We start from the raw sequence: 18,497 nt of genomic DNA on the forward strand, positions 1-18,497 counted from the left end.
TCAGTTCGAAACACGATACGATGGGTGCAATCCCGATCGCCATAATGATCTCACGAGCATCCCGATAATCTTGGTGCGCTATAAAACCGATCGACGAAAGACTATATCGGCCGGCCCACAATGACCTATTTGTGATCCCATCGAGCCAAAATCCGGATCGTCCAAAAATAGATTCGCTCGGAGCGATAAGGCTGGAAATGACAAGGAAATTCAAAGCCCTCTCGATCGTTCGGGTTGACGCTCTCAATCGCTTTTCGCTATCATCTCCGGCAATGGCGACTTCTGTCGGCTGCCGATAACCATGGATTGAAGGTGATGACCGCCCCGATCAAATTCTGCTTCGCTCCCAAGAAATGCTTGCAAGCCGTTCAATGGATGCTGGTGACCGCGGATGAACCGCTTGACTTCCACACCATACTGAAAACCGCCTATTTCGCCGACAAACGTAGGCTCAATGAGCACCGGCGACCTATTTTCGGTGATACCTATCGCGCCATGAACTACGGTCCGATGCCGGTCGAGTTCTATCAGATGCTCAAGTGCGAGCCCTATTATCTTCAGGAGATCGAGTTGGATGAATATCCTTGGGAGCGAAAGGGCTATCGGGTGCACCTCATCGATGCCGACCGGCGCACCGAAATCCTCAATCCCACCCATCTTTCCAAGAATGACATGGATATCCTTACAGAGGAGTTCGAGCGCTGTCGAAGGATGAATTTCAATCAACGGACCGATGAGACCCATCAAATGGACTGGGTCAGAGGGTTTCGTCGCCTCGATAATCGAATGGCTTACGAAGATATGATCGCCGACGACCACCCCGATCGAGAAGAAATACTTCAGTACCTGACCGCGATGGGACACAGGTTTGTCCTTTGACATGAAACTTACCGATCGACCGTCTCGCTCTTTATGGCGCAACTTGGACGGCAAGTTCATCATTCATTCAGTATGGAGGATGTGAGTATGCGCTTTGAAATGCAATCTGCGACATCTCGATCCCCATATCTCGCAGGCAAATCCTTTTCGCTCGACCGATTCAGACGTTCTTTCATCTTCGAATTCGATTTTTCTTTTCCTGTCTCGTTCTATCGCACCCACAATCGCCAACCGCCATGGGGCTCACGATGATGACTCCTCCGATAAAACCTCCTCCTATCCGATTTCGCTTCGCCCCGAAGAAGTGCTTGCAAGCGGTGCAATGGATGCTGGCGAAGGTAAACGAACCGCTGGACTTCCATACTATATTGAAAACCGCTTATTTCGCCGACAAACGCATGCTCAACAAGAATTGGCGACCGATCTTCGGTGCCACCTATCGCGCCATGAACTACGGTCCGGTACCGGTAGAGGTTTATGAAATGCTCAAGTGCGAACCCTACTATCTCTCGGAGCTCGACTTGGATGATTATCCTTGGGAACGCAAGGGATATCGAGTGAATCTCACCGATACCGATCGCCTGAACGAAATCCTCAACCCCAAAGGTCTCTCCAAAGCCGACATGAGATTCATCCAAGAAGAATTCGAGCGTAGCCGATGGATGAATTTCGACCAAAGAACGAAGGAGACTCATCAGAACGACTGGATCAGAGGAATTCAACGCCCCGATAGCCGGATGGCTTATGAAGACATGATCGACGATGACCATCCGCACCGAGAAGAGATGATTGAAGACTTGGCTTCGATCGGAACCCGGATTGTCTTTTGATATCATCGATATCTGAAAACGACTCCTTACCGATGTCAATATCTTTTTTTGGATCCTATATTTTTACGTCTATTCTCTCCAAGCAAATGCTTGCAGACAGTGCAATAAGTACTTGTCGGATAGTATGCTTCGGGCATTATACAAGGCATATTCGATGACGATGACCCGAATCGAGAAGAGATACTCTGGTACCTGACTTCGATGGAGACATCTAATACCGCATGATCCGATAATTTGACATCGGATCAAATAGAGATCATCGCCCGGGAACTCGATTGTTAATATTTTGGCATCACCGCGCGATTCACCTGCCCTTCCTCACCCACGGTCATTTTGAGAGCCATCGGTACGGACTGATGGCATTTGACCTACCTACGAAATATGGATGCCACCGGCTTGGTGCGGATGTGTATCGAGAGGCGGTACACTTGGCACGCTCCGGTAAATCACCCATTGCCATTGACTGTGCCTGAGCGTTTCCAATCACACTGACAACCTGGTCGATATTGATCGCCTGATGCCATGAACACCACCGAACTACCGCCGTCTCTTTGGGCTGCGACTGCGGTCGATGCGCCGCCGACTTCTTCGCTCGAGGGCTCCATGACGACCGATGTCGTCGTTGTCGGGGCGGGGTTTTGCGGATTGCGAGCCGCTATCGAGATCGCAAGTGCGGGGGTGTCGACTTGCGTGATCGATGCCGGGGCCATTGGCTGGGGGGCGTCGGGGCGTAATGGTGGGCAGGTCAATCCTATCGGGCACGAGCCGCCGGCGAGTATCGCCCGGCGTTGGAAGGTGGCGGTGGAAAGCGAGCGGGTGCAGCGGTACCTACGCTTCACCATCGGGGCCGCCGATGCGCTCTTCGATTTGGTGCATCGCTTGGGCATCGAGTGCGATGCCGAGCAAAATGGGTGGATCCGAGGGCTTCACAGCGAGGCGGCGGGCGAGGAATTCGAGCGCCTCTTCGATGGCTGGCAAGGCGCCGGTGCCGATTTACGCTTGCTCGAAGGCGATGAAATCGAGGGGCTCAGCGGTACCCGTAGCTATTTGCGGGGTTGGCTCGCCGCGCGCGGCGGATCGGTGCAGCCGCTGTCTTATGCAAGGGGGCTTGCGCGGGCGGCTTCGAGTGCCGGGGCAATCATCGCCACCGATACAAAGGCCTGCGAACTTACGCGTACCGGCAACCGATGGCGTCTATCGACGGATCAGGGCGAGGTCTTCGCCGATACCGTGGTTCTTTGCACCAACGCTTATACCGACGGGCTATTCCCCAATCTAAGAGAATCCATCGTGCCGGTGGTCAGTGTCCAATCGGCCACCCGAACGCTATCCGAAGCGCAAATAAAGGAGATCCTTCCAAAGCGGCAGACCTTTTCGGATACCCGACGCGTGATCTTCTACTTTCGCAAGACCGCCGATAATCGATTGGTCTTCGGGTCGGCGGGGAAAGACGGCGATCATCCGGGGGCGGCCGACCGCCGACGCCTGATCGACGGGCTGCGCACCGTCTATCCGCAATTTCCCGATCTTGATATTGAATATCTTTGGGGAGGTCGCATCGCTTTGACCCTCGATCACTTGCCGCATGTCCATGAGCTCGCACCGGGGCTCATCGCCGGGCTAGGCTGCAATGGACGCGGGGTGGCGATGGCGAGTGCGATGGGTGCCGAGCTCGCCGACTGGGTATTGCACCGCGATGCGGATCGCTTGGCGATTCCGATCACTTATCCGAAGAGGATTCCGCTGCACCGCTTTCATTCCATCGGCGTTCGCGCTTTGTTGGGATGGCGCGAGATGCTGGACCGCCGCGAGGCGCGGGATCGCCGATCTTAAAGGGGAATGCGGTAGCGGAGGCTCGTCGCGGCCGTACTTGCCTTTCAAGGTGACGCTTCGGTCTCGCTCAAAAGCCCAAGGGAGCGTTATCAGCGACTCCCGGCGAAGGCCCTGACGAGAGACGAGAGATGCAAGATCGACATCCTTGCCTCCTCGGATTTGCGAGGAGGCAAGGATGCGAAAAAGACGCAAAGACGAGCGAATGACGAGAAGGCGGCGGATACAACAGCGTCAAGGGGGATGATGTCAAGGGGGAACGACTCGAAGATGACTCGGAAAAAGAATCCCGCGGATACGCCCTAGTCAGCCCTTGCCGCGCCACGGGATGGTCTTGCCGATGATAAATCGCATGATGAGATCCAAGATCAGGCCGAGCAATCCCATGATCAGGATCGTCACCCAGATCAGTTCGTAGTCGGATACGGTACGCGCGATATTCTCGATGAAGCCGACCCCGGTGGTGCCAGCGAGCATCTCCGCCGCCACCAATGTCCCCCAGCACACCCCGACCGATATACGAATCCCGGTGAGGATCTCCGGCAGGGCATTGGGCAAGATGACGTTGCGCATGATCTGCGCATCGGTGGAGCCCAAGGAATGGGCGGCGCGGATCTTCGAAAGCTGCACGCCCACGGCTCCGGTGCGAGCCGAGATCACCATGATCGCGAAAGCCACCATGAACAAAAGGAATATCTTGCCGTCATCCTGGATGCCGAAGATGGTGAGGATCAACGGTGCCCATGCCAAGGGCGGCACCGGACGATAAAGTTCGATCATCGGATCGAAGAAGGATTTGAAGAACCTCGATACCCCCATCAGCAGACCGAGCGGCACTCCCAGAAGAATGCCCAGAGAGAGCGCCACCAATACCCGGAACATGGAATCCCATATATGACCGTCGAACCACGGGATATAGCCGAGCGATACCTCGCCTTGGGCGAACGCCAGCAAGTTATCCTTGAAGTTCGGTTCGATCGTGCCGTCGGGGCCGTGGCTTGCGTACTCGCCGGGCCAGAGATCGGCGATCCAGTCCGGGAACAGGAAGCCGACCACATTGGCCAAGGGCAGCCACTTCCACCAAAGCAAGGTCACGCCGCGATAGCCACCACCGTTTTCGATATCGGGGTTGGCCAGCTGGACGAAGGTCGCAACGACATCGGTGGGCTTGGGCAGCCAACGCGCCGAGCCCTGCTCGGTGCATTGGGTACGCGACTTGACGATCCCGTCGCCCGGCAAGAACAGCGCCGACACCAATCCGAGGCTGCCCATCGCATCGCCCATCTCCCCGTCGAGATCGGCGATCGCCGAGTTCACGCCCTGCAACGAGGCGGCGGGGAAGATCAATCCATCGTCGAGACGGCGGAAGATCCTTTCCAAAGCCTTGATGTATGCCTCGCGCTGCTCGGCGACACTCTCGTCGAAACTGCCTGCTTCGTTGGTGGATTTGAAGCGCTCGATGCGCGCCTTGATATCCTCGATCAGCGAATCGTTGGCGGCGACATGGTTGCGGATCTTGTTGAAGCGATCGGCGATGGCCTTGGCTTCGACCGCGCTTTGATCGAAGAGGATCCCTCTGCCGGTGATCGGCAAAATGGGGATCTCGGTGTAGGTCGTTCCCCATTTGGGCTGGGCCAAGGCCTCGGCCGTCGGCACGAGGCCGCCGGTTGGTTGTCTTAGGCGCTCGCCGAGCGTGCGCAGATCCGTCGCCAATGCGGTCAGCTCGTCCACCGTGCTTTGATCGAGGTTGGCGGGGTCGGAGGAGTTGACGATCAGCTGCTCGATCCCCTCGATCAAGTCTTCGATCTCCGCCTGCTCGGTGGGACCGAAGGCATCGCGCGGCAAGGTCGCGGCGAGCTCTTGGAGTTGGTCGCTGTTTCTCGATACCAGCAAGGTGGATTTGTAGTAGCGCGAGCCTATCGGCAGCGCCGCCTTGATCGGGGAGATGGATTCTTCGAGTTTCGCAACTTGGCACAACTCGTTCGCCGCTTCGGGGAAAAACGCGCGTCCCGTCCCCCACGAGTAATAGAACCAGACCAACATCAACGCGGAGATGCCGCAGACCGCCCAGTGCCATCCACCCTTGGTGCGCTGGGGATCGCCGAAGACCTCGTCCTTGTCGATCAGCGCGCTGCGCTTGCGACCGAAGTAGATCGAAGCGACAAAAGTGGCTATCAGCGCGATGATCAATATCGCGGCGATCGAGGATCGGTTATCCGATAGCCATTCAAGCACGGCCCATGATCTCCTCTTCCATATTCCATATCATGGTCAGGATCTCTTCGCGCACGGTGGCGAATTCATGGTCTTTTTTGATATCGCGCAGCGACTCGGTGAGTCCTCGTTCGGCGAAAGGCAGGGTGTATTCCTTGTGGATGCGCCCGGGTCGAGGGGCCATGACGAACAATCGCTCACCCAACAACAACGCCTCCTCCACGGAGTGGGTGATGATCAAGATCGTCTTGCCGGTCTCCTTCCATAGTTCCAAGACCAGCGATTGCATCTTCTCCCTTGTAAGGGCATCGAGGGCTCCCAAGGGCTCGTCCATCAAGATCACTTCGGGATCGTTGATCAGACAACGCGCCAGTGCGACCCGTTGCTGCATCCCTCCGGAGAGTTGATAGGTGGGGGTGTCGCCGAAACCCTGCAGGCCGACGATATCGAGCCACTTCTCGACCAAGACCCGGCTCTCGTCGGTCGATACCTTCTTCATACGCAAGCCGTAATCGACATTGCGCGCAACGGGCAGCCATTCGAATAACGCCCCTTGCTGGAAAACCATGCCGCGCTCGACCCCGGGACCCTCGATCACCTTGTCGCCGAGGGTCGCCGCCCCGCTGGTGGGGTTGAGAAAGCCGGCGATCATATTGAGCAGCGTGGTTTTGCCGCACCCGGAAGGACCGAGCACCGATAACAACTCGCCCTTCTTGAGGGTGAAGTTGATATCCTTCAACGCCTCCACAACCGCACCGGTTTGTGGATTGGTGAAGGTCATATTCAAATCTTTGCAAACCAGATCCGTCATAACTTTCGTCATCCGGGTGGTTTATACGCTCGAAACGGGATCCCCGTTCGAAAGGCCTCGACATTAACCGATATCGAGTCCCTCGGCGCGGGCATCATTCTCGAAAAGGCCCGTCGGCAAAAAATCATATCCGATCATCGTCATTATGCAAGTCGGAGATTTTCGGTGGCGACGGCTTCGGTATCGAACGAACGATTCCGAAAGGCGGGTATCGAAACGATACCCACCTTCGGAACGCTCGTCAAAGCCGACTCGACGTACACCCTTGGCCGATTATTGGAGGAAAGAGCCGTCGATGGTCTTGGCGATCATCATGCCGTCCGAATCGCCGGAAAATACCAGACCGAGAGACGCCGCGGCGGCAGCAGCGATGCCGTCCTTGGAGAAGTACTGGTCGATCTGTTCCTTGGTGGACGGGAAGATGAAGTCCGCCATCTGGGACATGGTGGTCTGCGGATCCATCCCCGACGCCGATGCGATTTTCTTGAATTCGGCATCGGTGCCTCTGAAGGCCTTGTTCGCCTCTTCGGTGGCTTCCAAGAAGGCGCGCAGCAACTCCGGCTCTTCGGTGGCGAACTTTTCGGTGACCGAAATCACGTCGAAGGAGCCGATGCCGGCTTCCACCTTCTGCTCCTTGCTCATGATCTGAACACCGACCTCGCGCGAGGCCGCGGTGGCGACGCCGCCGAATACGCAGGCCATGTCGACAACGCCGTCGGCCAGCGATTTGGCACCGTCGGGCGGGGCCTGATCGACGATCTGCATGGTGCCGATGTCAACATTCAGATGGTCCATGTATTTGCGGAAGGCGAAGTCGGCCATGGTATTGAGCGGCACGGCCACGGTCTTGCCTTCGAGCTCGGAGGCGTTGGTGTGGTCGATCCCCAAGCCATTGCGCACGAAGCAGTCGTTGGCCTCGTAGACCACGGCGATTCCGACCATCTTGAGCGGCGCTCCCTGCTGGATAGCGGTGACGAAGGGAGCCAAGCCTTGCGAGTAGGAGATGTCGATATCCCCGGCCAGCATCGCCTCGGTCATGGCGGTGCCGGTCGTGAAGTCGACCCAGTTGACGTCGACGCCCATGGACTTGTCATAAGACCCGTCGACCTTGGCGAGCAGATTGGGTGTGGCCCATTCGAGAAAGAAGGCGACATTGACCTGATCGGCGGATTGAGCCGTGGTGCCGATGCCGAGGGAGGCGGCCACACCGACCGCTGCAAGGGTTGATCTCAGTTTGCTGTTCACTCTTCGATTTCCTCCGGTGTAAAGAAATGTTCTTGTGGCGGCAATCTTAATCTCTTGCCGGATAATGCAATGCCCCGATTCGGTGCTTCGACTGTGCGCCTAACCGTGCACCAAGTATAACGATCTAATCCGAGAGTATGACTCAAGATTCGATGCGCGGGGTCGGCGATGATCGATCCCGCCCGAAATCGACCTGCACCCCGAGAGCGCGTAAAGAGCCGGGGGGCGGCCGAGTGCCCGAGGCTGACCGCTCGCAACCCTCGACCCTCAGACCCGACGGGGCGATTGAGAGGGCAAGGGGTCGATTCGGGAAGACTCGCACCTTCGAGCATGAAAAGGAGAGCGACTTCGATCCGGCGATGGTCTGCAAGGGTATGATTGGCACCGGATCGAGCGGATCGAAAAGAGACTATCGAGCGCTCGGTTTCGACGGGCTCTTGATTGATCCTTACGACCGCTTCGAACGGGACTTGGGCGATATCGGAAGCCATCGGCGAGGGTGCCGGTAGCGCGGAAGTCGGATGCAAGCCCCGGATGCAAATCTCGGATCCAAATGAGGATCTCCGGCGCCATCGAGCCGATCACCTCATCCATCCCATCATCGACGAATATCAGCGATCGAGAACGACCACACATGACCTCGATAACGTCTCCGGCGAAAAGCCATCATCACCATGAAAGACCTGTGCCCGCCATCGACGGCGAGCGCTGGCTGCAGTCTTTCAGAGGGATTGGCGGTTCGACCAATGAAAGAACCGTCATTTCAAGCCATACCCCGCTATCGGGTGTCGGGAACAGCGCACCGATCATCGATTATCGAAACGCCAAGGGGATCGCCTCGGCTCTGGTCATGGCCAATTGCAACAGCCTTCCCCTCGACTGGGCCGCTCGCCTTTCGGTCGGGGGGATCAACATGAATTTCTTCATCCTCAAACAACTGCCGATACTCCCCCCGGATGCCTACCTCGAACGCTCGGGTTGCAACGAACGCTACGTACAGTTGGTGGTGCCGAGGGTTTTGGAGCTGACCTATACCTCGTATGAGTTGCAAGGCTTTGCCCGCAACTTGGGCTACGAGGGCGAACCCTTTCCTTGGGACGAAGAGCGTCGCCATCGCTTGACTTGCGAGTTGGATGCAATCTATGCCGAGATGTACGGGCTCGATCGTTCGGACTTGGAGCATATCCTCGACGCCCCCGAACCCGGCACCTCATTCCCGACCCTCAAGAACAACGAGATCAAAGAATTCGGCGAGTACCGGACCAAGATCCATGTCCTCGAGGCCTTCGATCAGATACAAAGAGGGGAAAACCCGAAGATCGAACCCCGATTTCGAGCCTAGATTTCGAGCCCGAGCATCGCAGGCTTCGGGTCGAGATCGTTTCGCATGGAACGCTCGGCGGCATAAGAACACCGCCGACCTCGACCGACGAACGAGCGCATCATCGCCGTTGGCTCCCTTATATCCTCACACTCGGCGTACCGCGCGGCGGGATACCGTGCGAAAGCGCAAGGCGAGCAAGATGGCGGTGGTCAACGCGCCGGCGGCGACCGAGATCATCAAGCCCGGCGCTCCCATCCCCTGCGTGATCGCCAACCAGTAGCCGAGCGGAACCATCGCCCCCCAAAAGCCGATGAGATAGAGGGCGACCGCCGGCCAAGCATCGGAGGCCCCGCGCAAGGCACCGACGATCACCGCTTGCGCCCCGTCCGGAAGGGTTACCAGCACCGCGATGGAGAGCGTGGTCGCCGCCAACGCCAAGACCGTCGCATCGTGGGTGTAGATAGCGATGATCGGAAAGCGAAAGAGCGAAAAGATGGTCGCCACCAGCAGCATGTAGATCAGCACCAAGCCCACCGCAACCCATCCCGCCCGCTGCACCCCCATCGGATCTCCGCGCCCCACCGCCCTGCCGACCCGAACGCTGGCGGCGGTGGCCAGCCCGATCGCTCCCATGAAGGCGAGGGTCAACAGATTCATCGGGATCGAAAAACCGCCGACCTGTGTGGTTCCCATCAGACCGGCGATCAGCATCATCGCCCCGAAAGCGCTGGATTCGAGCCCTTGCGCCAGCCCCATCGGTAAGCCGATGGAGCGCATGCGGGGGCCCAAACGCTCTTTCGGATCCTTGGGGGCGAAGATGCCGAAACGCTGACGGTCGACATATCGCAGCACATAGGCCGCGGCGGCGAAGAATATGCACCAACGCACGATGCTCGAAGCCAGCGCCGCTCCTTCGGCTCCCATTGCCGGGAATCCCCAGTTCCCGAAAACCATTATCCAATTGAGGATCAGGTTGAGGATATTGGCTCCGAACATGATGTACATGCCCGGCTTGGGTCGTCCGATCCCCTCCAATAGAAGAATGGTGCAAACATAGAGCAGCATCCCCGGGATGCCGTAGCCCAGTGCTTGCAATACTCTCCCGGCACCGGCGGCGATCTCCGGGGACTGGCCAACGGCAAGGAAAAACGCCTCGCCTTGGGTGCAAAGCAAGAGCATCAAGAAACCGGCGATCACCGCATGGGCGAGAGCGGTGCGCCAAATCGCCCCGCATTTTTCCAGCTGATTGGCCCCGACGGCTTGGGCGGTCATCACCACCGTCCCCATCAATGCCCCGATGCCGATCAGCAGCATCGGCACCTGCGGCGCCACCGCGATCGAGTACCACGCGAGATCGTCGGCGGATATCCGGCCGCTCATGGCGGTATCGAGCACCACGATGGTCAGCACGCCGAGACGAGCCAGCATCACCGGCAGCGCCAAGCGCACGGTGTCGCGTATCTCGGCGGTCAGCGAAAGCCCCAAGGCTCCGCGGTAGCGACGGCGAAGGATGGTGGTGCCGCGCAAGGGGCGACGCTTGCGATGGGTCATGCGTTCCTCTCGGTCGATGGCTCGATGCATAAATCGCCGCCGGTTGCGGTGTTCGCTCCGAGCAACTCGCTCAAGGGCACCGGCTTGGGGCATTCGCTGCCGATACGGGGCGATGTCATCGTGCCCTTCGCCGAAGACCTGCTCCGGCTTTCCCGGCGGCGCCGAGCAACCGATATCACACCTATCGGCGGCGATGACGAGTGCTTGCCACAAGGCTTGTCATAAGGGTCCGGTGCGTTGAAATCTCGAATATCGACGATCTTGAACCTCATCATCACCGATTCCTATCCTTCTCGCCGATACGAGGGATCATCGAAACGAAGAGCGATGGTCCGTAATGGCCATTGGGATGCGGGGCGGGCTCGGCCAAGATTCGCCCGAAGATCATCTCGATGGCTCAAAGGAGAATTCGATTCGAAGAGCAAAAATGACTCGAAGTGACTCGAAAAAGCATGCCAGGATGCCCCTTCGGGCGATAGGCTTTTGATTCTCGCATCGCACTCTTTGTTCCGAACCTTGTTGCCGGGCCTTCGATCGACCGCCTCGGCGGCGGGGCCGCGCGGACTCTTTTCGATATCGCCGAGCCTGCATCCGCGCCCTTCGAGGACAACCGAATCGATGGCTTCGATAGTGGCAATGGTCACCCGGATCATGTCACCCGGATAGAGAAAAGCGGCGGCATACACCAAGCACACGCTACAACACGTTACAAGGAGATCCATCCATGAATCGCGAACGAGGGCGGCCGGAATCCACATCGGGCTTCGATGCTTCGACTGTGAATCAACCCACCGCCGATTCACCCGTCGCCGGGGTTTCGAATGCCGCTCGACCCGCTTGCGATGGCGCTTGCACTTCGGCCGCCGGATCCGCGATCCGCTCGATCGATGCCGACGATCCCGCCTGCCTCGATGCGACCGAAGCGGCGGCCCGCATCCGCCTTGGAACACTCTCGTGCGAGGCGCTGATGAGCGCCTGCCTTCGCCGCATCGAAGCCCGCGAGCATCAAGTCGGGGCGTGGGCTTTCATCGATCCCGACCGAGCATTGGCGCAAGCCCGCCGATGCGATCGCGATCTGGCGCAAGGTCGTTCCCCCAAACCCTTGCACGGCATTCCGGTGGGCATCAAAGACATCATCGACACCGACGATATGCCAACGCAGCTCGGCTCCCCGATCCACGAAGGGCGCAGACCCGATGCGAACGCGCAGGTCGTTTCTCTTCTACGCGCGGCGGGAGCGATCATCTTGGGTAAAACGGTCACCACCGAGTTCGCCCTCTCCCATCCGGGGAAGACCCGCAATCCCCATGCGCTCGGGAATACGCCCGGGGGGTCGTCGAGCGGGTCGGCGGCGGCGGTGGCCGATTGTATGGTGCCCTTGTCGTTGGGATCGCAAACGATCGGGTCGGTGATCCGACCCGGCTCCTTTTGCGGCGTATTCGCCTACAAACCCTCTTTCGGTTCGATCCCGACAAGAGGGATGCATCTGCTTTCGCCGCGGCTCGATCATGTCGGGATCTTCGCCCGTTCGCTCGACGATCTCGCCCTCGCCGCCGACGTGCTGATGCAACCGGATCCCTTCGATGCGGATATTGGCGAAACTCCGCCGGCCCGCCGCCCGCAATCTCTTACAAGAAAAAAGGACGCAGCACCGCCCGGGCGAACGCCTCGTCTGGCCTTCGTGCCCTCCCCTTACCAAGCGCGAGAAAGTGAAGACGCCCGCACTCGTCGAGGGCACTGGCTATCGACATCGGGGCTCGATTTACCCGATGTGCGATTGCCGCCCGAGTTCGAACGCGCCGATGATATCCATCGGACGATTTTGGGGGCATCGCTCGCCGCCATTTTCGCCGAACATCTCGCATCGCGGTCGCATCTTTTGAGCGAAAAAATCATCGCCCGCATCGAAGCGGGGCAGGCAATCTCGGCGGAGCGGCATTCGAAGGCGCTCGATGCCGCGGATCATCTGGCCCGAACCCTCGACGAATTTTTGAGCGACTACGATGCGATTTTGACCCAAGCCGCACCGGGAACGGCCCCGAGCGGCCTCGATAGCACCGGCGACCCCATCTTCAACGGGCTTTGGACCTTGGCCGGAACCCCGGCGATCAACCTGCCGCTGCTCCAAGGCGAGAAGGGCTTGCCTTTGGGAATGCAGATCGTTTCCGGCCGCAATCGGGATGCCGATCTTTTCGAAGCGGCGCATTTTTTGATGCGAAACGAGAGATCCGGCAGTCAATAGATGTCTTGGATGTCTCATGCGATCATCAGGTCGTCCGAAGCGCCTGCATTCGAATGCCCCATTCCCTCGATCGCCTATGGAAATCACCGCAGCGGGCCTTGCCTTGGGCTTGGTTTTCCTGCGTCCGATCAAGCCCATCGACCGGCGAATCGACCCATCTTCGGATCATCTCGCTAAAATACCGAACTATCGGGGAATCGAAAGACACCCAAGCCCGCCAACACACACTCGATAAGGCATCATGAATCGCACAATCATGACCATCGTCGCCCTCTGTCTGGCATGCGCCTCGACAGCCAACGACACCCTGCCGGACTTCGACTGCATCGCCTTCGAGGACGAGCAAACCCGATTCGAATGCGAGACCCTCAGCCTGAAATCCATCGAGATATCGGATCGAGTCAGCGCCTTGATGCGGAAAAATCCATCGCCGGAAACGAGAGCGGAAGCGTATCGGATAGAGCAGGATCTAAGCGAACACCGAGCCAATATCGAGCAATGGCTCATCGATATCAAGGACCGAACCAAGCGCGACATCGATCGTCGGTGCGCGGTGGCCGTCGAGAGAGACATGCTCATCCAATGCGTGAAGGCCTACCGAGAGATGCTACGAGAGGCGGGCATCTTGGAATGAAGCCTTACCACAGGCCGCCGAGAGCGAAGGACCGCAGCAGGGGATGAAAAAGTCTCGGACGGGTAGCGAATTACGAATGGCGAAGCTCGTGAACTATCCCCTTGCGATGGACACTCGTATCCGGTTCACATAAAAGGAGTCGAAATATGAGCGGCATAGCGCCGATGATGCCTGCGATCTCCGAGGACGGCGACTTTATCATCGAAGTCCAATCCCGATGCGGAACATATTGGAAAGCGGTCATAGCACCGCCAACTGACAACATCGATTATCAACACGGCAAACCCTATCTTTTATCCGACTATGTACATGCCAGTATTTTGGCCGACCTTCACCGCAAGACAACCAATCGACCTACCCGAGTCAACGCCCTTAAAGTATGCTATGTACATTTCAAATCACATCGCCTCGATCCCGATATTTGATATCTCTACAATCCCGTCAGCGCGTTCGAACATCTGCAAAGCGCGATCATGGGATGCGAATATCTATTGCGCACGGAATATATCACCGAGGCCCGCGTCAGTTTCACAAAAGATACGAAAAAACCCGGCTGTTATTATTCAAAAAGCCAAGCGGCATCAACCCAAGTCCAACTCCGGGAGGATGCGGACGATGGCGAGTGTATCCAAACTGACGGTGATTACCCGACGTAGCAGATCCAGCGGATATCGAGGATCGTTCATGGTCTCGTTGGCATAGTCGTTGGCGTCATTGACGATTCCGCTATCCTTGTCGATGCGAACGCACTGCCGATCCATCACCCAATCGATGGCGGATTTGCCGTTGACCTTGTAGCCGTATGCTTCCAAAGGAATGCCCGCAAGGGTGATCGATGCGTTGTAGACGATTTTGCTTTTATCGGGCTGACGAGCCGACCCTGCGAATTTCATTTTCTCGACCCGATAATATCGTTGATCGGATACCGAAAGGAGTTCTCTGGTCTCGATGAGATCGATCTTGTAGGGCTCGACCTCCTCGTAGTTGACATGTAAATGTCCCAGTTGCCTGCCGGCATCCACGAATTCCCGAAAGGCTCGATCGTTCGGTGCCAACGGAATCCGAGGCAGTTCCTTGGTCAGGTTGGTTGAGTATGTTTCTCGATACTGTTCGGAGTGCAGCACGGCGTAGGTGTAGTAGAAGATATCCTCTTTGGAGATGGCTTGGTTGGGGTATTTTCGTTGGAAGTGGGCTAGGCCTTGGTCGGAGATCGCGTAGCGCCAATGCGATTCTTCGGAATATTTGCCATTCAATAGGCCACCCGTATGAGGTAGATTAATCGGATATCCTTTTAATGGAAAGTACTGCCCCGTAGCAATGATACTAAAATCAGGCAATTCTCCTATCATCAATGTTGAAAAAGTAGGTGCCCCTGGTCCTGCCGTTGCAATTAAAAAATTATTTTCGCTGTCATTAACAGAAAACAATTTTGATAACAAATGTACGCTATTATTGAAATTCCTATTATAGTAACACCACTGTTTATTATATGGTCTGTAAACCATATGAGTAATGGATTTTTCATTAAAATCCAAATACTTTCCTCGCTCAACTTCATAGAAATCAGAGAAGTTCCAGCTTATTTTTGTAGAATCCCTATTAACAAAATCTGCTGCCGATATTTTCGATTTTGACAACAGATATCGATCAACTTCTTCATTATAAAAAGACAGAGTTCTATTTATATTATGAATCAATTTATTTTTTGAATGATTAACACACCAAGCATCTCGATTTGTTTTTAATCCTGCCGAATAAAGATCAAATATTTTTTCTGACTCTTTTTGTTTTTTATTTCCAATATGAATATATTTATGAAAATCAGAACGACGCTGATTTACCCAATCATGATTCTGATTGGGTTGGATTATAGTCCATTTATCCTGTTTTTGCATCAAGACAGCGCTATGAAAAATTGAGATCCGTTCCAGTTTTTCTTTTTGACTAAGATAATCTCCTACATCGCAATAGAGGATTTTTCCTGGCCTTTCCTCGTCAGGATTCTTAACCAATAAAGCAATAACAGCGGGAACCCTGGCACTTGCACCGAATATCTTTCCACCTGACTTTCTCCAAGCATCGCCAGATAGACGGGCATTACCTTTCAAATCAAATAAATAGAGGCTGCTGAATTCTTCCTGCAAACAAGCCCGCATACGATCGGCTGATATACTTTCTATCCAACTGGCATTGATGACGAAACCGATAATTCCTCTATTTGGAATGCGATCTGTAGCCCAGCGGATCGCACATATATATCTATCGCGTAAAGATGTATGATTTGTTGCTAACGACCCTTGGATATAAGTCTCCTGAATCCGATCATTCAACTCCGGATAGGAAACATTCTGCGCATTATCATTTTGACTCCTCTGTCCCACCGAATAAGGCGGATTACCTAAAATCACATCGATCCGCCGTTTTTCCATCCTTTCCCTCCGCTGATGGGTTTCCTCGAAATATCGGCGTAGAAGATCCGGTTTTTTCGCTTCGAAGGTATCGGTCAAATTCAAGCCTTTGAATGATTTATAATCTCTCGCCCCCGAGACGGCTTGATAGGCCGATTCGATATTGATCAAGGAAATATAATAAGGCAGGAGTTGGATTTCATTGGCGAATATTTCGTTCTCGTACTTGCGCTCCAAGTCTTCGGGTTTGATCAAGCCTGATTGCAGCAAGCGAGCGATGAAGGTGCCGGTGCCGACAAAGGGTTCGAGGATATTGATATTTTCCGAAGACAGATTCTCGCCGAATTCCTGTTCGAGCAAGCCATCGATCGAGTGAATGATGAAATCGACGATCTCCACCGGGGTGTAGGCCACTCCCAGTTTTTGGGCGGTCAAAGGAAAGGCGTTGCGGAAAAAACTTTCGTAGAGTTCGGCCGCCAGTTTTTGTCTCGCCTTCGGATCGGTCAACCCTTCGGTTCGACGGCGGACGCTCTCGTAAAACCCATCGAGAGAGGCGGATTCTTTCTCGAGATGTTCGGATTCCAGCTGATCCAAAATCTTCTGCATCGCTCGGGATACGGGGTTTCGGTCAATTGACGCCCCGCCTTTGAACAAGGCTTCGAATACCGGTCGGGTCACGATATGTTGCGCCAGCATTTCGATCGCATCGTTTTCTTGAATGCTATCGTTGATCTCCGCTTTGAGTTCTTTCAAGAAATCATCGAATTTCCCTCGGGCTTCGATATTGCGCTTCAATATCCCTTGGAGGCGGCTGATATGCCTTTGGGCGATTTCGGCAACATCCTTTGCCCAATCGGCCCAATAGGTGCGGTTGCCGCACTTATCGACCAGCATCGCAAGCACCGCCCGCGAGAACGCTTCATCGAGCCCCAGCGTATATTGTCTATCGGATTCATCGGTGGGTTCGTCGGAGTATTCGGCGGGCTCTTGACTTCCCCTGCCGCCGATATCGATGCTGTCACTCGGGGTTTTGCGGGCGCTGGGCAAATGATCGACGACCGTGACGATTTCGATCCGGTCGGTGATATCCTGCCCCAATCCGCCTTGATTGATGACCGCATCGAGTCGATCATCGTGGGCTCTCAAGGCGTTGAGGATTTGCCATATCACCTTGAATCTTTCGTTGTCTTTGAGGGCTTGCTCCGGGGGGACGCCGGCCGGGATTCCTACCGGCAGAACTACGTACCCCAACTTCTTGCCTTCGGCTCGGCGCATCACCCGTCCGACGGCCTGCACCACATCGATCTGGCTTTTGCGCGGATGCAAAAATAAAATCGCATCCAATGCCGGAACATCCACGCCTTCGCTTAGCACCCGAGCATTGCTCAGAATTCGACAGCCGCCGTCTTGCGAGCCATCTCGCAACCAGTCGAGCAATCTGCCGCGCTCTTTGGCTCTGAAAGTTCCATCAATATGCTCCACTTCGCAGGGCAGGAGGGATTGCTCTCGCTCTTCCCGGCCCCGCTCCTGCTCGATATATTCCTCGACGACGCGGACGAATTCATCCTTGATGAGTTTGGAACTTTTGATGCTGCGACAAAAGGCCAACGCTCGACGCATCGGCCCGGGGTCGGCGCGTAAATCCTTTTTCAGCCCTTGTTTGGCCAGCGCTTTATAGCAGCCGATGATTTTGGTGGCGTCGTCGAGTTTCAGTTCGTTCGATTCGTCGGCCAATGCACTTTGCACACCGGCGCTGATCGTTCCCTCGTCGATCTTGAGGACGACGACTTTATAGTCCGACAACAACCTCTGCTCGACGGCCTTGCCGAAACTCAAATAATGAAAGACCGGGCCGAAGAGGCTCTCGTCGTTCATCGACGCCAGCGACGCTTCGACTTCGCGGGCGCGCGCAACGACGGTATCGGAAAAGATCCGAGGGGTCGCCGTCATATAAAGTCGCTTGTTTCCGGCGATGATATCGTTATCGTGAACTTTGACGAAGTTGGATTCTTCCGCCCCCGACAAGGTCGCTCCGGTGGTGCGGTGGGCCTCGTCGCAGACGATCAAATCGAAATGCGGGGCGTTATGCTTTTTCTGAGCCTCGGCGATGACCTGTATCGATTGATAGGTGGCGAATACCACCGATAATCCATCTACCGATCGGGTTTGTGCATTGGCCATTGCATGGCCTAGTTTTTCCGGGTCGGTCGTCGCCGGGATTTCCAAGTCCGTGGTGGAGATTTCGGCGATATCGTTTTTATCCGCATATTTGCGGCGGGTGCCGACTTGGGAATCCGAGCACACCGCAAAGGAGCGCATCGGCAGTCCGGTATCGTTATTCCATTCCCGAACGGTCTGGGCCATCAACGCCAAGGAGGGAACCAGATAGAGGATATTTCCTCGATATTGACTATCGCTGCTGGATCGAGCCTCTAAGTCTTTGATATTTATCGGCTTTTTGTGAGTTGGGGGGGGGGGGGGGAAACTTGAATTGCTCGGCGATTTTGAGGCTGGGGAATGTCTTTCCGG

At 55.8% G+C, this 18,497-nt stretch carries 13 protein-coding genes; 8 read left to right on the top strand and 5 right to left on the bottom strand.

The annotated features are described in order from the left end of the window. Positions 1–315 precede the first annotated feature (315 nt). From BF99_RS22025 to BF99_RS0110955, 3 genes are all read left to right on the top strand, one after another. Entirely contained in the window at positions 316–879 is a 564-nt protein-coding gene (locus BF99_RS22025; protein WP_156013269.1) for a Panacea domain-containing protein, read from the top strand. A gap of 248 nt (positions 880–1,127) precedes the next feature. Next, positions 1,128–1,709 carry a Panacea domain-containing protein gene (locus BF99_RS0110950; protein ID WP_197019108.1) on the top strand — a complete coding sequence of 194 codons (582 nt, stop codon included), beginning with the start codon at positions 1,128–1,130 and terminating at the stop codon, positions 1,707–1,709. 522 nt (positions 1,710–2,231) lie between these two features. Next, entirely contained in the window at positions 2,232–3,542 is a 1,311-nt protein-coding gene (locus BF99_RS0110955) for an NAD(P)/FAD-dependent oxidoreductase (RefSeq protein WP_025770892.1), read from the top strand. A 303-nt stretch (positions 3,543–3,845) separates the two neighbouring features. Here the strand turns inward: BF99_RS0110955 and BF99_RS0110965 are convergent, their stop codons facing one another. The 3 genes from BF99_RS0110965 to BF99_RS0110985 form a co-directional block, all read right to left on the bottom strand. Further along, entirely contained in the window at positions 3,846–5,774 is a 1,929-nt protein-coding gene (locus BF99_RS0110965; RefSeq protein ID WP_025770893.1) for an ABC transporter permease, read from the bottom strand. Beyond that, complete coding sequence (locus tag BF99_RS0110970) at positions 5,767–6,576, bottom strand: ATP-binding cassette domain-containing protein (RefSeq protein ID WP_197019109.1); 810 nt, start codon at positions 6,574–6,576, stop codon at positions 5,767–5,769. The genes BF99_RS0110965 and BF99_RS0110970 overlap by 8 nt, the downstream gene beginning before the upstream one ends. Before the next feature lie 261 nt (positions 6,577–6,837). Next, on the bottom strand, positions 6,838–7,809 hold the full coding sequence (locus BF99_RS0110985; RefSeq protein ID WP_025770895.1) for a taurine ABC transporter substrate-binding protein: 972 nt from the start codon (positions 7,807–7,809) through the stop codon (positions 6,838–6,840). 634 nt (positions 7,810–8,443) lie between these two features. Here BF99_RS0110985 and BF99_RS20785 point away from each other — a divergent pair. Further along, on the top strand, positions 8,444–9,151 hold the full coding sequence (locus tag BF99_RS20785) for a hypothetical protein (protein ID WP_156013270.1): 708 nt from the start codon (positions 8,444–8,446) through the stop codon (positions 9,149–9,151). Between the two features lie 126 nt (positions 9,152–9,277). Here BF99_RS20785 and BF99_RS0111005 read toward each other — a convergent pair whose 3' ends face one another. Next, the gene (locus BF99_RS0111005; RefSeq protein WP_197019110.1) at positions 9,278–10,684 is read right to left on the bottom strand and encodes an MATE family efflux transporter; all 1,407 of its coding nucleotides are present in this window, start codon (positions 10,682–10,684) and stop codon (positions 9,278–9,280) included. On the opposite strand from BF99_RS0111005, the gene BF99_RS23420 reads away from it, so the two are divergent. From BF99_RS23420 to BF99_RS22945, 4 genes are all read left to right on the top strand, one after another. Continuing rightward, entirely contained in the window at positions 10,676–10,909 is a 234-nt protein-coding gene (locus BF99_RS23420) for a hypothetical protein (protein ID WP_197019111.1), read from the top strand. The genes BF99_RS0111005 and BF99_RS23420 overlap by 9 nt on opposite strands. 499 nt (positions 10,910–11,408) lie before the next feature. Continuing rightward, entirely contained in the window at positions 11,409–12,926 is a 1,518-nt protein-coding gene (locus BF99_RS0111020; protein WP_025770901.1) for an amidase, read from the top strand. Positions 12,927–13,167: 241 nt separating this feature from the next. Continuing rightward, entirely contained in the window at positions 13,168–13,560 is a 393-nt protein-coding gene (locus tag BF99_RS0111030; protein ID WP_025770902.1) for a hypothetical protein, read from the top strand. A gap of 146 nt (positions 13,561–13,706) precedes the next feature. Continuing rightward, positions 13,707–13,985, top strand: a complete 279-nt coding sequence (locus BF99_RS22945; protein WP_156013271.1) for a hypothetical protein — start codon at positions 13,707–13,709, stop codon at positions 13,983–13,985. A gap of 156 nt (positions 13,986–14,141) precedes the next feature. On the opposite strand, the gene BF99_RS0111045 is transcribed toward BF99_RS22945, so the two are convergent. Continuing rightward, positions 14,142–18,332 (bottom strand): type ISP restriction/modification enzyme, encoded by a 4,191-nt coding sequence (locus tag BF99_RS0111045; protein ID WP_231471370.1) that lies wholly within the window; start codon positions 18,330–18,332, stop codon positions 14,142–14,144. Positions 18,333–18,497 lie beyond the last annotated feature (165 nt).

Source organism: Thioalkalivibrio sp. HK1 (assembly GCA_000583135.1).
Classification (GTDB): domain Bacteria; phylum Pseudomonadota; class Gammaproteobacteria; order HK1; family HK1; genus HK1.

Coding starts and splice junctions, on each gene's coding strand:
- BF99_RS22945 (WP_156013271.1), top strand. CDS start 13,707: ATGAGCGGCATAGCGCCGATGATGCCTGCGATCTCCGAGGACGGCGAC.
- BF99_RS0111030 (WP_025770902.1), top strand. CDS start 13,168: ATGAATCGCACAATCATGACCATCGTCGCCCTCTGTCTGGCATGCGCC.
- BF99_RS23420 (WP_197019111.1), top strand. CDS start 10,676: ATGGGTCATGCGTTCCTCTCGGTCGATGGCTCGATGCATAAATCGCCG.
- BF99_RS0111005 (WP_197019110.1), bottom strand. CDS start 10,684: ATGACCCATCGCAAGCGTCGCCCCTTGCGCGGCACCACCATCCTTCGC.
- BF99_RS20785 (WP_156013270.1), top strand. CDS start 8,444: ATGACCTCGATAACGTCTCCGGCGAAAAGCCATCATCACCATGAAAGA.
- BF99_RS0110955 (WP_025770892.1), top strand. CDS start 2,232: ATGAACACCACCGAACTACCGCCGTCTCTTTGGGCTGCGACTGCGGTC.
- BF99_RS22025 (WP_156013269.1), top strand. CDS start 316: ATGACCGCCCCGATCAAATTCTGCTTCGCTCCCAAGAAATGCTTGCAA.
- BF99_RS0110970 (WP_197019109.1), bottom strand. CDS start 6,576: ATGACGAAAGTTATGACGGATCTGGTTTGCAAAGATTTGAATATGACC.
- BF99_RS0111020 (WP_025770901.1), top strand. CDS start 11,409: ATGAATCGCGAACGAGGGCGGCCGGAATCCACATCGGGCTTCGATGCT.
- BF99_RS0110950 (WP_197019108.1), top strand. CDS start 1,128: ATGATGACTCCTCCGATAAAACCTCCTCCTATCCGATTTCGCTTCGCC.
- BF99_RS0111045 (WP_231471370.1), bottom strand. CDS start 18,332: ATGGCCCAGACCGTTCGGGAATGGAATAACGATACCGGACTGCCGATG.